The 13,414-nt window shown below is 67.9% G+C and carries 14 protein-coding genes; 8 read left to right on the top strand and 6 right to left on the bottom strand.

The genetic code is table 11. The features are described 5' to 3' along the window. Positions 1 to 20: 20 nt before the first annotated feature. Entirely contained in the window at positions 21 to 578 is a 558-nt protein-coding gene (locus KCH_RS11080) for a GlcG/HbpS family heme-binding protein (RefSeq protein WP_035862057.1), read from the bottom strand. Positions 579 to 792: 214 nt separating this feature from the next. On the opposite strand from KCH_RS11080, the gene KCH_RS11085 reads away from it, so the two are divergent. The 5 genes from KCH_RS11085 to KCH_RS11105 all read left to right on the top strand — a co-directional run bounded on the left by KCH_RS11085 (position 793) and on the right by KCH_RS11105 (position 6,202). Continuing rightward, positions 793 to 2,034, top strand: coding sequence for a sensor histidine kinase (locus KCH_RS11085; RefSeq protein ID WP_084223457.1), 1,242 nt, complete (start codon positions 793 to 795; stop codon positions 2,032 to 2,034). Next, positions 2,031 to 2,660: a response regulator gene (locus KCH_RS11090; RefSeq protein WP_035862060.1), complete on the top strand. Its 630-nt coding sequence runs from the start codon at positions 2,031 to 2,033 to the stop codon at positions 2,658 to 2,660. Before KCH_RS11085 ends, KCH_RS11090 begins: the two co-directional genes overlap by 4 nt. Positions 2,661 to 2,956: 296 nt before the next feature. Then, positions 2,957 to 3,868, top strand: a complete 912-nt coding sequence (locus KCH_RS11095; RefSeq protein ID WP_051652959.1) for a carbohydrate ABC transporter permease — start codon at positions 2,957 to 2,959, stop codon at positions 3,866 to 3,868. Next, positions 3,865 to 4,749 (top strand): carbohydrate ABC transporter permease, encoded by an 885-nt coding sequence (locus tag KCH_RS11100; protein ID WP_051652960.1) that lies wholly within the window; start codon positions 3,865 to 3,867, stop codon positions 4,747 to 4,749. Before KCH_RS11095 ends, KCH_RS11100 begins: the two co-directional genes overlap by 4 nt. A 67-nt stretch (positions 4,750 to 4,816) precedes the next feature. Next, entirely contained in the window at positions 4,817 to 6,202 is a 1,386-nt protein-coding gene (locus KCH_RS11105; RefSeq protein WP_035862068.1) for an ABC transporter substrate-binding protein, read from the top strand. Between the two features lie 188 nt (positions 6,203 to 6,390). Here KCH_RS11105 and KCH_RS11110 read toward each other — a convergent pair whose 3' ends face one another. The 4 genes from KCH_RS11110 to KCH_RS11125 all read right to left on the bottom strand — a co-directional run bounded on the left by KCH_RS11110 (position 6,391) and on the right by KCH_RS11125 (position 10,538). Next, a complete protein-coding gene (locus KCH_RS11110) occupies positions 6,391 to 7,644 on the bottom strand; it encodes a tyrosine-type recombinase/integrase (protein ID WP_208865944.1) in 1,254 nt (417 codons plus the stop codon). 173 nt (positions 7,645 to 7,817) lie between these two features. Beyond that, entirely contained in the window at positions 7,818 to 8,096 is a 279-nt protein-coding gene (locus KCH_RS11115) for a helix-turn-helix domain-containing protein (RefSeq protein ID WP_035862071.1), read from the bottom strand. A gap of 448 nt (positions 8,097 to 8,544) precedes the next feature. Next, complete coding sequence (locus KCH_RS11120; RefSeq protein ID WP_157031989.1) at positions 8,545 to 9,375, bottom strand: hypothetical protein; 831 nt, start codon at positions 9,373 to 9,375, stop codon at positions 8,545 to 8,547. A gap of 275 nt (positions 9,376 to 9,650) precedes the next feature. Beyond that, positions 9,651 to 10,538: a hypothetical protein gene (locus KCH_RS11125; RefSeq protein ID WP_035862078.1), complete on the bottom strand. Its 888-nt coding sequence runs from the start codon at positions 10,536 to 10,538 to the stop codon at positions 9,651 to 9,653. A 366-nt stretch (positions 10,539 to 10,904) separates the two neighbouring features. On the opposite strand from KCH_RS11125, the gene KCH_RS41170 reads away from it, so the two are divergent. Then, positions 10,905 to 11,105: a hypothetical protein gene (locus KCH_RS41170; protein ID WP_157031990.1), complete on the top strand. Its 201-nt coding sequence runs from the start codon at positions 10,905 to 10,907 to the stop codon at positions 11,103 to 11,105. 508 nt (positions 11,106 to 11,613) lie between these two features. Here KCH_RS41170 and KCH_RS39415 read toward each other — a convergent pair. Beyond that, on the bottom strand, positions 11,614 to 12,417 hold the full coding sequence (locus KCH_RS39415) for a restriction endonuclease (protein ID WP_279635855.1): 804 nt from the start codon (positions 12,415 to 12,417) through the stop codon (positions 11,614 to 11,616). Positions 12,418 to 12,439: 22 nt separating this feature from the next. On the opposite strand from KCH_RS39415, the gene KCH_RS41175 reads away from it, so the two are divergent. Both KCH_RS41175 and KCH_RS11130 read left to right on the top strand, forming a co-directional pair. Beyond that, the gene (locus KCH_RS41175) at positions 12,440 to 12,586 is read left to right on the top strand and encodes a hypothetical protein (RefSeq protein WP_157031991.1); all 147 of its coding nucleotides are present in this window, start codon (positions 12,440 to 12,442) and stop codon (positions 12,584 to 12,586) included. A 101-nt stretch (positions 12,587 to 12,687) separates the two neighbouring features. Further along, positions 12,688 to 13,414, top strand: a 727-nt coding sequence (locus tag KCH_RS11130; RefSeq protein WP_035862081.1) for an IS5 family transposase, incomplete at its 3' end; no start/stop codon positions are given.

Here is a 13,414-nt window from a genome sequence, read left to right on the forward strand (position 1 = left end):
CGGCCGTTCGCCGGACCGCGTCAGTTGTTCAGGGCGGCGACGCCGGCCTGGGCGAACTGCTCGTCCTGGTCGGCGCTGGGGGCGCCGGCCACGCCGACGGCCGCGATCGGGGCGCCCTTCAGCTGGACCGGGGCGCCGCCGCCGAGGAACAGCGTGCCGGGGATGTCCTTCAGGTTCGGCGCCTGGGCCAGGCGCTTGACCAGCTCGGAGGTCGGCGCGTTCCAGGAGACCGCGGTGTAGGCCTTGCGCTCGGCGGACTCGAAGGACTGCGGGCCGGCGCCGTCGCCGCGCAGCTCGACGATCACGTTGCCGTTCCGGTCGACGACGGCGACGGAGATCTTCTGGCCGGCCTTCGCCGCGGCGTCCAGGCTGGCCTGGGCGGCCTTGGTGGCGGCCTCGACCGTCAGGTGCGAGGACTGGAAGGTGTTCTTGTTCTGGACGTCCGACGCGACGGCGGCGGCGGGGGCCTGGTGCGGCGTCTCCGCGCTGGCGGAGACCGCGCCGACCACGCTCGCCCCGACCGCGGCCACCGCGACGGCGCCGGTGACAACGCGGGTACGGGTGCTCAGCTTCTTCATCTTCGGCTCCTGGATCGGAAGTTCGGCGCCGGACTGCGGTGTGCTCCGGCCTGCACTCCATGTTTCGTCGCCGACCCCCCTCCGCGGATCGGCGGACCGGCTGGTCCGGCGGAGCATGATGGACGACAACCGTGTCAGCCGATCGGTTGATGTGCGGGCTGCGATCCGCGGGCACCATCCAGGTGCCGGCAGCAAGCGAAAGGAGGCAGCCGTGATGCGTCAACCCCTCTCCCGGGCCGCCGATCCGGACGCGGGCTGGCTGACGGTAGTCCTGCGGCTGGTCTTCCTGCTGCTGCTCGGCACCTCGCTGGCGCGCTACCTGACGCACCATCTGGCCAGCCCGCTCACGCCGTGGGTGGTCGTGCTGAGCCTCGCGCTGGGCGCGGGCCACCTGTCGGGGCTGTCCGAGCGCCGGCCGGCCTGGCTGGCGGGGGTGCTGGCGAGCTGGGCGGTGCTGGTGCTGATGGCGCCCAGCTTCGCCTGGTGCGCCGTCCCGCTGGTGTACACGGTGCTGCGCGCCTTCCCGCCGCGCACCGCGATCCCGCTGGTGACGGTGCTGACGGTGCTGGTGGTGGTCGGCGAGCTGCGGCTGCCCGGCGCGGATCCGACGATGCTGCTGCTGCCGCCGGCGGTCGCCGCGCTGGCCACCGCCGTCTTCCTGTACATGCAGCGGCAGGGCGCCCGGCAGCGGAAGCTGATCGTCGACCTGATCCGGACGCGGCGGGAGCTGGCCGCGGTGGAGCGCCGGCAGGGCGCGCTGTCCGAGCGCGAGCGGCTGTCCGTCGAGATCCACGACACGCTCGCCCAGGGCCTGTCCAGCCAGCAGATGCTGCTGCAGGCCGCCGATCTCGCCTGGGAGCAGGACGCGGCGGCCGCCCGCGGCCACGTCCGGACGGCCGCCGCGATCGCCGCCCGCAATCTCGCCGAGGCCCGCCGCTTCGTCCACGACCTCGCCCCGGCCGATCTCGCCGAGCAGGGCACGCTGGAGGCCGCGCTCGCCGCGCTCGCCGCGCGGGAGGCGGCGGAGAGCGGCCTGCCGGTCGGCTTCCACCTGGACGGCAGCCCGGCGCCGATGCCGGCCGCCGCGCAGGCCGCGCTGCTGCGGATCGCCCAGGGCGCGCTGGCGAACGTGCGGGAGCACGCCGGGGCCGGCCGGGCCTCGATCACGCTGTCCTACCTGGGCGACCAGGCCGTGCTGGACGTCGCGGACGACGGCCGCGGCTTCACCCCGCCCCGCGCCGGGCACGGCGGCGGCGCGGGCGGCGATCGCGGGCACGGGCTGCCCGCGATGCGGGCCCGGCTGCGGCAGCTTGGCGGCACGCTCACCGTCGAGTCGGCCCCGGGCGAGGGCACCGTGGTCTCGGCCGCCATCCCGCTGGAGACCGCGCCGGAGGGCGCCGAGCCGCGGGGCCGCGCCGTCGGCGGCGCCGCTCCGCACCGCAAGGAGGGTTCATGAACGACACGGTCAGGCTGATCGTCTGCGACGACCACGCGATGGTCCGGGCCGGGCTGCTGGCGCTGCTGTCCAGCGACTCCGGGATCGAGGTGGTCGGCGAGGCCAGTACCGGGGAGGAGGCGGTCGTGCTCACCGCCCGCCTGCACCCGGACGTGGTGCTGATGGACCTTCAACTCGGCGACGGCATCGACGGCGTGGAGGCCACCCGGCGGATCCTGGCCGGCCCGGGCGACAGCCACGTCCTGGTGCTGACCACCTTCGACACCGACGCGGACATCACCCGTGCCATCAACGCCGGCGCCACCGGCTACCTGCTGAAGGCAGAGCGGCCGGCCGAGCTGTTCGCCGCGATCCGCTCGGCGGCGGCGGGCCGGCCGGCGCTGTCCCCGCCGGTGGCGTCCCGGGTGATGGCCCGGATGCGCTCCCCGCTGCCCCAACTCACCGACCGTGAGCAGGACATCCTGGATCAGCTCGGCCAGGGCCTGGGCAACCGGGAGATCGCCCGGGCGCTGTTCATCAGCGAGGCCACCGTCAAGACCCACCTCGGCCGGATCTACGCCAAGCTCGGCGTCGACACCCGCTCCGGCGCGGTCGCCATCGCCAAGGAGCGCCGCCTGCTGCGCTGATCGCCCGGGCGCGCGGCCCGGCTCCGGGACAACTGAAGATCGATCGGGCGCGTCCGAAGCCTTGCCACGCACAGTGAGCAGAAGTCAGTATTCCTACCGGCCGGTAGACCTGACGGGACGACGGCTTCCGGAGGAGCGCGGAACGGACCGGAACGGGGCGGCGACGAGCACCCTGTCCGACCTGACGCGAACGCGTAACATACGCGAAACCCTCCGCTCACCCTCTCCTTGCCGCCCTGTCGTTCGAACGCGACAGGTTGGCCGGGAACCGATGTCATGAAAGGCGGACGCGCACCATGCCGACCGCATCAAGCCCACCCGAGCCGCGGCGCCGTCTCGGCGAGCACGGGCTCGCCTGGGCGTTCCTGCTGCCCTCGGTAGTGGTCTTCGCGCTCTTCATCCTGTATCCGCTGGGGCGCACCTTCTACCTGAGCGCGCACGCCAACGACCTGTTCGGCGCGCCCTCCCGGTACGTCGGGATGAAGCACTACACCGACCTGCTGAGCTCCGCGGACTTCCGCCACACCCTGGTCACCACCGCCCTGTTCGTGCTGTTCACGGTGGTCCCCGGGGTGCTCGGGGCACTGCTGCTGGTGCTGCTGATGGAAAGTCGGATCCGCGGCGTGCGGCTGCTCCGGTCCGCCTTCGCGCTGCCGTTCGCCTTCTCGGTGGCCAGCGCCTCGGTGGTCTTCTCGGTGTTCTACAACCCGGCCAGCGGCGTCCTCAACGGCCTGCTGTCGAACCTCGGCCTGGGCCCGGTGGGCTGGCTGACCGACTCCAAGTGGGCGCTGTTGTCGGTCGCGGTCTCCACGATCTGGATGAACCTCGGCTACAACGTGCTGGTGCTCTCCGCGGGCATCGGCTCGATCCCCGGCGAGATCACCGAGGCCGCCCGGCTGGACGGCGCGTCCGGGCTGCGGCTGGCCCGGTCGATCACCGTCCCGATGCTCGGCCCCAGCCTGTTCTTCCTGGTGGTGATCTCCACCGTGAACGCGCTGCAGAGCTTCGGCCAGATCCACATCCTCACCAGGGGCGGCCCGGACGGCTCCACCCGCACCCTCGTGTACTCCGTGTACGAGAAGGCGTTCGCCTACGGCTCCAGCGACTTCGGCACCGCCAGCGCGCAGGCCGTGGTGCTGATGGTCGTCGTACTGGCCTGCACAGCCGTGCAGTTCGGAGTCCTGGAGCGGAAGGTGCACTACGCATGACCACCCTCACCAAGGCGCCCGAGGTCGCCGAGCCGGCCCGCGCCGCCCGCCGGCCGCTGCAGCTCCGCGCCCGGCTGGGCCGGGCCGGGGTCTACGCGGTGCTGGCCGTCGCCGTGCTGACGGTCGCCTTCCCGGTGTACTACGTCTTCGCCGGCGCGTTCATGCGGCCGGACGAGATCGCCAGCTACCCGCCCGCGATGGTGCCGCACTCGGTCACCGGCCAGAACTTCTCCGGCGCCGTGCACGCCATCCCGCTGGTCCGGCAGTACGGCAACTCGGTGCTGGTGGCGGGCCTGATCACGCTGGCGCAGCTGTTCACCTCGGTGCTCGCCGCGTACGCCTTCGTGTTCCTGCCGATGCGCGGCCGGGCCGTGGTGTTCGGCCTGTTCCTGGCCACCCTGATGGTGCCGTGGGAGGCCATCATCATCCCCAACTACCTGACGCTGTCGGGCTGGGGGCTGGGGAACACCTACTTCGGCCTGGTGCTGCCGTTCCTGGCCTCCGGGTTCGGGACCTTCCTGCTGCGGCAGTCGTTCCGTCAGTTCCCGGGCGAGCTGCGGGACGCCGCCCGGATCGACGGCGCGGGCCACTGGCGGTTCCTGTGGCGGATCCTGGTGCCGCTGAACAAGCCGGCCCTGGCCGCGCTCGCCATCTACGTGTTCCTGTCCTCCTGGAACCAGTACTTCTGGCCGCTGATCATCACCCGCACCGCGGAGATGCAGACCCTGCAGATCGGCCTGTCCTCGCTGCGGGACTCCGAGATGGCCGACCCCGGCCTGATCCTGGCCGGCGTGGTCCTGTCGCTGCTGCCCACGCTGGCGCTGGTGCTGTTCGGCCAGCGGTTCATCGTCCGCGGCCTGACCGCGGGCGCCGTCCGCTGACGGGCGGTCAGCCCCCGTTCTCGCCCCACCGCTCCCGGTTCCCACCCTCGCAGAAGAGAGAAATCCCGTGAAGAGAAGTTCCCGCGCGCTCGCCGCGCTGCTGGTGTCCGGCCTCGCTCTGACCGCCTGCAGCTCGACCGGCTCCGGCGGCTCCTCCGACGACTCGGGCGCGCCGGCCGCGTCGGCGCTGGACCAGGCGTCCGGCGTCACCACCATCGAGTTCTGGCACTCGATGACCGGCAAGAACGCCGAGGCGCTGACCGCGCTGGTGAACCAGTTCAACACCGCGCACCAGGGCAAGATCGAGGTCAAGCCGCTGTTCCAGGGCACCTACGACGACCTGATCGCCAAGTACAAGGCCTCGGTGCAGCAGAAGGCCACGCCCGCGGTGGTGCAGGTCTACGACATCGGCAGCCGCTTCATGGTCGACTCCAAGCAGATCGTCCCGGCGCAGGCCTTCGCCGACAAGGACGGCTACTCGCTGGAGGACCTGCAGGCCAACATCCGCAACTACTACTCCTTCGGCGGCAAGCTGCAGTCGATGCCGTTCAACTCCTCGATGCCGCTCCTCTACCTGAACGAGGACGCCTTCAAGGAGGCCGGCCTCGACCCGGCCAAGCCGCCCACGACGCTCGCCGAACTCGGCGACATGGCCAAGAAGCTGACCAAGAAGGACGCCGACGGCAAGACCGTCCGGTACGGCTTCGGCGCGGCCATCTACGGCTGGTTCGTCGAGCAGCTGCTGGCCGAGAACGGCGCGCTGTACTGCGACTCCGACAACGGCCGCTCCGGCAAGGCGGGCAAGGCCGCCTTCGACTCCGCCAAGGGCGCCGAGATCGTCCAGTGGTGGGCCGACCTGGTCAAGGGCGGCTACGCGGCCAACACCGGCCGGCAGACCACCGACGCGCAGGCCGCGTTCAAGGCCGGCACGGTCGCCATGCACCTGGAGTCCACCGGCGTGCTGCGCGGCTACACCGAGGCCGCCAAGTTCACCGTCGGCACCGCGGCCTTCCCGAAGACCGCGGCCGACGACCAGGGCGGCCCGATCATCGGCGGCGCCTCGCTGTGGATCTCCGGCCCGGGTCACTCGGACGCCCAGAAGCGCGCCTCCTGGGAGTTCGAGAAGTTCCTCTCCGCCCCGGAGCAGCAGGCCGCCTGGCACACCGGCACCGGCTACTTCCCGGTCAACACCAAGGCGCTGGACCTGCCCGCCGACAAGGAGTGGGTGGCCAAGTACCCGCAGTTCCAGACCGCGATCAGCCAGCTGAAGGCCACCAAGCCGACCACCGCCACGGCCGGCTGCGCGCTGGGCGTCATGCCGCAGGCCCGCAAGGGCGTGGAGACCGCGATCGAGCAGACCATCGCGGGCACCAAGAGCGCCCAGCAGGCGCTGAGCGACGCCGCCAAGGAGCTCCAGCCCGCCATCGAGAGCTACAACAGCTCGGTCGGCTGACCCCGCCGACGCCGAAGGGCCCGGCCGCCGTGCGGCGGCCGGGCCCTTCGGCACCAGAAGCGGAGGGCGGCGGACGAGTCGGCCTGTACGCCGGGTAAACGCCATCTTCGGCGGTGATCATGCCCTGACCTGCGGCTTTGCCTGGCCAGGGGGAGGCTGAGAGCCCGCTAGGGACTTCTCAGGGACTTTCAGCCGAGATCGGCGAACCACGTCTCGATGGCAGCGAGGCCGCGCGCGCCAGCCTCCGGCATGAAGTGAGTGTAGGTCCGGAGGGTGAACGCCGGGTCCGAGTGCCCCAGCCAGGTGGCAAGGGAGACGATCGACTCACCCGCTTCGAGCATCACCGAGGCATAGCTGTGGCGCAGGACATGGAACCCGTGCTCCCGGCTCGGCTCCCAGACGCGGGTCGCCTTCTCGCCCTCCTTCGGCTCGGGCAGCGACGAAATCACTCCAGCTGCGGCGAGTGCCGGCTTCCAGGTCTTCGTGTTCCAGGTGGCCCGGTTGATGGCGCCACGGTGTGTCGTGCTGACGAGCAACGGCACGGTGACCGTGCGGCGCTCGTCTCGTGGCAGGTCCGGCTCTTCCGGGTCGAGCCAGGGCAGCGTGACCTCTACCGGCGCGAACCTCTCCTGGTGCGACAGCAGCTTCTTCGCCAGACCGGCAGTCAGGGGGACGTCACGCTCCTTGCGGCCCTTCGGCGGGCCGAAGTACAGCTGCGACTTGTAGCGCAAGATCTGGCGCTCGACATGGACGGAGTCCCCCCGCACGTCACCCGGACTGAATGCAAACGCCTCCCCTTGCCGGAGCCCGCAACCGAGGCCCAGATCGAGCGCGACTCGGTATCGCTCGGGCAGCCCCTCGCGTACGGCGCCCACTCGGTCTCGTGACCATGATCGCGCCTTCCTCTCGGGCCTTTTCGGCGGCTTGATCGTGCTGTTCCCCTTGCAGGGGTTGCGGAACAGGCGCTTGTCCTCCACTGCGGCCTGCATAATCGCCTTCAGGTACACCCATGCGAGATACGCCGTGCCCTGGCCAACCTCGCGCTGGACATCAGCGGACCACTTCCGGAGCTCCGGAACTCCGATGTCCCGCAGGGCGGTTTCGCCGAGTTGGGGGATGATCTGGCCCCAGATCCGGTAGCGCATGCTCTCCAGCGTCTGCGCCGGGTGCACCTGGGACGGCCACCAGTGCTTTTCGACGTAGTCGCGCATAGTGATCTGGCCGTCTCGCGTGTCGACGAAATCGCCTCGCCTGACATCCGTTTGAGTGTCGGCCAGCCAGCTCTTGGCGTCTGCAGCGGTGTCGAACGAACGGTCGCGGACACCCGGTATGCCCTTGACCCGGTAGCGGGTGCACTTCCCCCACAGGTCTGTTCGCTCGCGCTTGCCTGTCTCCTTGTTGGATCGCTTCTTCAGCCACCTGTCTTCTATGTACCCCGCCACTCGAGACCTCCTCTGTTCCGCTTTGCTGACGTGCCCGGCGCACCTCCGTGTCGCGCGCACCACACAGACGACTTCCGCGTGCACGAAATTCCGCATGCAGACGACTTCTTCAACCACTTGTTCCTACGGGCCCGAGCGCTTCCCCGGCTGACCTCCCTCGGAGGCCGTCATCATCAAGCTGCTCGGCGCGGAGAGCGCGACTGCGACGGCTTGTTCAGCGGGTTGAGAACCGGATTCGAACGCGAATCGGCTTCTTGCTGCTCCGTCAGCCATGCGTCGAGCAGGTCTCGGCGGTACATGACCCGACCTCCCGGGCCCATGCGGAAGCTGGGCGGGCCCTGCCTCCGATGACGCCAGATGTAGAGGGTGTTCACCGAGATGCCGAGGTACGTCGCCGCGTTCTGCACGTTCAGGAACGCTGTCTCGACGGCGGGCTGGGCCTGTTTGCGCATCACGAGTCTCCTGGCGAGGGCGCCGCCACAACGGCGGGGGGCTGGTCTCCCGCCGACCGCGTGGGCCTACCTGCAGAACCCTGCCGGCGGACGACCAGGATCCGAACGATCGCCGGTTTGGCCAGGCCGTCATCCAGTGATAGGAGTCGCCACCCCAGGACAGAAAGGCAGTTCGAGATCACGGCACACACGGACTTCGGTCGCGAGAGCCAGCGTCGCGACCCTTCTGCGGATTGCTGCCATAAGACCAAGGAATAGGTGCGGCCCAGATCAGCAAATCACCGATCTGGGCCGCACATGGAGGTGCTCCATGGGGAACGCGCTGGGCGGGTCCACTGAGTTGAGGGCGACGCAGCATGCCCACCGGGCAGCGAGTCGGCCTACCTAACCCGTCAAGGGGGAGACCGGTTCCAGTCTGACCGAGGATCACAGCTGATGCTGTTGCGAGCTAGCTGGCGGGGAGAGGGTGAAGGGCCCGGACGATTGCTTCAGCATGGCCGATCGCGATTTCTGCTACCTCAGGGCTCGGCGTCTTACCCTGATGCGCAGCCTCGTTCCTGACGCGGGCGAGCTCGTGGCCAACCCTATTTTGGGAGGGCCCCGGCTTTCCACCTAGGCTCGTGCACAGCGCGTGCAGGTTCATGATGCCATTGACATCCTTGATCATTTCGTCAATGAATTCGGGCTTGAGACCCTTGTCCTTGAGGCGGCTAGCAACGTAGACACCCAAGGCAACTTCGGCTGAGGTCGCCGCGTCGATGACCGCCTGGCGAGTGTCACCACCCAGCTTCGCGTTGCGCGCGTATAGCAGCAATCGGTGTTGGACTGGAAGGCGATCTTCGCGGGAGGCGCGGGCAAACGCCCCCTTCAGCTGAGCACGGCTCAGCGGGCTTGCCCCGATGAAGACAGTCCTAAGCAGCACCGGACTCGCGGTCAGGTACCCATCGCTGGCTGCAATGTGGATGGCTGACTGATGGGAGCTGTCGAAATCGGCCAGTGGCTCCCCACTCCATGCTGAAGCCCACTCCTGCACGATCCTGAACCATCCGAAGTACGCGTCGCCCAGGGCCTTGAACTCTGGCGCATCTGTCATCTGAGCCTGCGGCTGGAGGAGTACGGAGGCGGAGGCTGCCGTCACGTAGCAGAGCTGCGTTGTGCTCTTCCACCCCCAGCGACCCTCGAAGGTCTGGACGAGCTGGGCGGGGAGTGGCCTGCCGCGGAAGTCCGGCGGCGCCTCGAGCCTTGCTCCGCCAGCGACGATTGGCAAGGTGATGTCCACGGGGTGCCCGCCAATGCGAACCTGTACTACGAGGCCCAGGTCACGGACATCTACGGGCAAGCCCCATGGGAAGTGGGCAATGCCCGAATACCTGCGGCGTTGTGGCATGTACGAAATCATCGCTCGATGCCGATCGAGGTTCTATGAGACGCGCTCAGCGTTGAGCGAGATGGGGCACTCGCGGTGACGGAGCGCGCTGCGTCGCCACGTCGGTAGAGCGTAAAGGGTCAGGTAAGCGTCCGGTAGCGAGAAGTCGGTGAGAGTGGGGGTTCCCGTCAGGTGTTGAGCAGAGCCCGCCTCACAGGCCCGTACGCGGGCCGGTGCAGCAGACTGTCGTCGCCTAGTTTGAACAGGTGGATGGGCCATTTCTCCCCGCGCTCGGCGTAGGAGTGGAAGTCGACGAGCTTTCCGTCGGAGCGCCGTCTCGGGTCCTTGACGCGCTGGATCAGGCCGAGGCGGTGAAGCATCAGATGGGACTCGTAGACGTCCCGGGGCAGGAAGTACTCGGAAGTTCGCGCCTCGGGGGAGAAGTAGGCGCCGGGCCTCCTCAGGTAGCGCTTCTCCAGGTGGCGGAAGGCGAAGTAGAACCTGATCTCGGCGGGGGTCAGCAGGTAGAGCCAGCCCTGTGTCACGAACTCGGCGGGGAGCCTGATGACGTGTTCGAAGGGATCAGGGGCATGGTAGAAGGCCGTCTCCTTGCGATGCTTGCCGGACTCGTCCAGTGCCATCACAGCCCGGGGCGGAGTGCCGACGTTGCGTTGGATCAGTCCCTCGTCGGCCAGGCGCTTCAGGGCGGAGCGGACCTGGCGCTCGCGGTTGGCCCGAGAGGAGATGGGGACCTTGATGCCGGCGTTCTCCGTTGCCTTCGAGAACGTGAGGCTGGTCCAGGAGAGGGCTTCCTCGTGACTGCTGAGGGGAAGCGGGCTGGGCCCCGCTGAGCCGTAGCGCCTTCGGCACTGGGCCTCGAAGAGAATCAGCAGGTACAGCTGGAGGTTGACGCCCCGGGTCGCAGCGATGCGGACGATGGGGGGCGTATGCGTTTCGTCGAACCTGGTGAAGAAGAAGCTGCTCCGGATCGCGAACGTGCTCAGCCGACCTGTCGAGGCGTTCGCCGCATGCAGCTGGGAGCACAAGCCCGTCGCCCTCCTCCACTGCTGCTCCATGGCCTCCAGGTCCGCCAGACGTGCCGCCCGCCGTTCTGCACTCCTCGGCATCACAACCCCCTCTTGCAACCCTTTGGCCGCATGTTTGCATCGCTCTGACCAGCACAGACAGCTCAGCAGTAGAAGACTTTATGCGGGCCAAAGGGTTCCCAGCTCGGATGGATCAGCCTTCGACCCTTTGGCCGCACACCAGCACCTCTCTGACCAGCACAGACAGCTCAGCAGTAGAAGACTTTATGCGGGCCAAAGGGTTCCCTGGAGCGCCTTTCGTTGCTGTCCCCCGATGCATAAACCTATCGGTGCCGGGGTGCTCCCGGTGTCGGCCTGGGTAACACCGGCAACGTAGATCGAGGGGAAGTTGGTCCAGTGGCCAAGAACAACAAGAGCAAGAAGAAGAGCGCCCGCCCGGGACGGGCTCCTGCGGGGCGCGCCGGGCGCCGGCCGAGCCCGAGTCGTCCGGCGGCACGGCGGCCGGAGGGGCGCCGCAGCGACAAGATCACGATTGTTTCCAGCGTGATCGGGCTCCTGCGACTGCTCTGGGAGATCGGTGAGAAGATCAAGTGGTAGCGCCTGGTCGTGTGCTCGGCCCGGATCCTGCTCGCCCGGGCCGGGCATACGACCAGGGGCCACGGCGACATGCGTGGGACATTCTGCGGGGTTCGTCCCCGGTTGCGCTGCCTGCCACTGCGCTGGTGGCAGAGCGGTTTGTCAGGAGTAGTTGGCGGTTCTCGTCAGCGCTAGTTGGCGGACATCCCTCATGATGATCACAGACAGTGATCATTCGACTCGGTAGGGAGGGCGGCGAGCGTTCGGGCGTGGTCGTTCAGGGCCTGGCGAAGCGCGGTGTAATAGCGATCGCGCCGGGTGTCGATGAACCGGAGAAGTGCGTGCTGGACGCTGGCCTGGTCGACGTCGAGCCCGGCGGGGGCCAGTGGGGCTCCAGGATCGCGCCGAGCGGATGCGGCTGCCCGGTGGAGTCGGTCACCTCGGAGTCGTCGTCGGACGGCAGGGCGAACAGGCGTCGCCGCCGCAGGCTGTCGCCCAGCCGAGGGGGCGGGGCGGACCCAGGTTCCTCTTACTGGCCGCGAACGCTACTGAGCAAGCTAGTCAGCTCTGGCGGTTGCAGGGCCTTCCAATCGACTCTACTCACCCTCGGGGTCATCATGTGATCATAAATGCGATCGCAGGTAACTATGGACTTTTCGACGATGAATAGCAGGCCCTCCCAGTCGCTGACATCAAACACCTCGCCATCAACGAGATCCAGTGGAAAATAAGCTACTGGCCAGCGGCCAAATCGTGCATCTTCCAGCGACTGTCTCATTTGATTGAGGCGGGATGTAACTCCAATCACGGCATGGGGGCCGCCTTCGAGGAAATCAAACCCGGAAGGCCCTGAATATCGAGAAAATGTCGCCTGCCGCTCCGACCCTGCCAGATCCCAGACTGCCGCAAAGGCCTGCAAGAGGCGCGCAATCCGCTCATCGAGAACCTTTGCCTTCGTCGATGAGACCTCATCTTGAAAGTTCAGCCTGAAGTCTTCCAGGCTGGTCAAAGTAATATTTGTGTTCCGAGTGACGCGGATTGCTCCAGCCTGGAATCCGCTCTCAGAAAAAACAAGTCCGCGGTCGGCTCCGATGTCATCGACTATTCCCTGGAGGGTGAGGATTCTCTCCTTCGGGACCCGTCGCCCCCATGCCTTGCACTCGACCAGCCAAAGAATATCCACCCCAGCAATACTCATGCGGGCCGCTACGTCGATGTCATGCTGGGCTCGTGCACCTTCAATGGTTTCATCGACGCGCGTATCGAATCCGAGCTCAGACAAGAAGGAGGAGACTTCTTGTTGATATTTCTGCCATTCTGGCGTCCGGGCCAATTGAATACTCCAGTAGGTGCGAGTGGCACTAGGTTCTGTCTGCTTCGCCGGCGGCGCCCAGTCGCACCCGGTGGCGCTGGAGGTCGACCTCGGCGACCTCCACTGTGATCATCTCGCCTTCATCGACAAGCTGATCCGGGGTTTCGACCGCCTCGTCAGTCAGCTCTGAGAGGACGTTAAGTCCGTTTCTGGATGATCTGGTGTCGCCCGTTCGTGGGTACGGAGGCTTTCGAGCCGACTCGCGTGTCGTGTGCATGATGGGGTCGGGGCATGGAACGGATGCCGTACTCAACAGACTTGTCCGACGGGCAATGGGCCTTGATCGAGCCGCTGGTCACCGCCTGGAAGAAGGAGCGGGTGTCGCGATCGGCGACCGGAGACCCGGGCTCCTGTGACCTGCGCGAGGTCGTGAACGCCCTGCTGTACCAGAACCGGACGGGCTGTCAGTGGCGGCTCCTGCCGCACGACCTACCTGCCTGGTCGGCGGTGTTCTACTACTTCACCCTGTGGCGCCAGGACGGCCTTGACCAGCGGATCCAGGAGATCCTGCGCTGCCAGGTGCGTGAGCGGGCCCGCCGATTAGAGGACCCGTCCCTGGTGATCATCGACACTCAGTCCGTCCGCGCGGCGGCCGGCGTGCCGAAGGAGACCACGGGGCTGGACGCAAACAAGAGGACGCCCGGAAGGAAGCGGGGACTGGCCGTCGACGTGCTGGGCCTGATCATCGGCGTGGTGGTCCTGGCCGCGAGCGCACACGACAACGAGGCCGGCATCGCTCTGCTGGACCAGGCGGCCGAACGGTGCGGGATGCGTCTGGAGAAGGCCCTGGTCGACCAGGGCTTCAAGGACGCCGTGATCATCCACGGGGCGGTGAAGGACATCACCGTCGAGGTGGTCCGGCGCAACCCCGACGACGCGGGCAAGGGGTTCGTCCCGCAACCGAAGCGGTGGGTGGTCGAGCAGGTCAACGGCACCCTCATGCTCCACCGGCGCCTCG

Source organism: Kitasatospora cheerisanensis KCTC 2395 (assembly GCF_000696185.1).
Taxonomy (GTDB): domain Bacteria; phylum Actinomycetota; class Actinomycetes; order Streptomycetales; family Streptomycetaceae; genus Kitasatospora; species Kitasatospora cheerisanensis.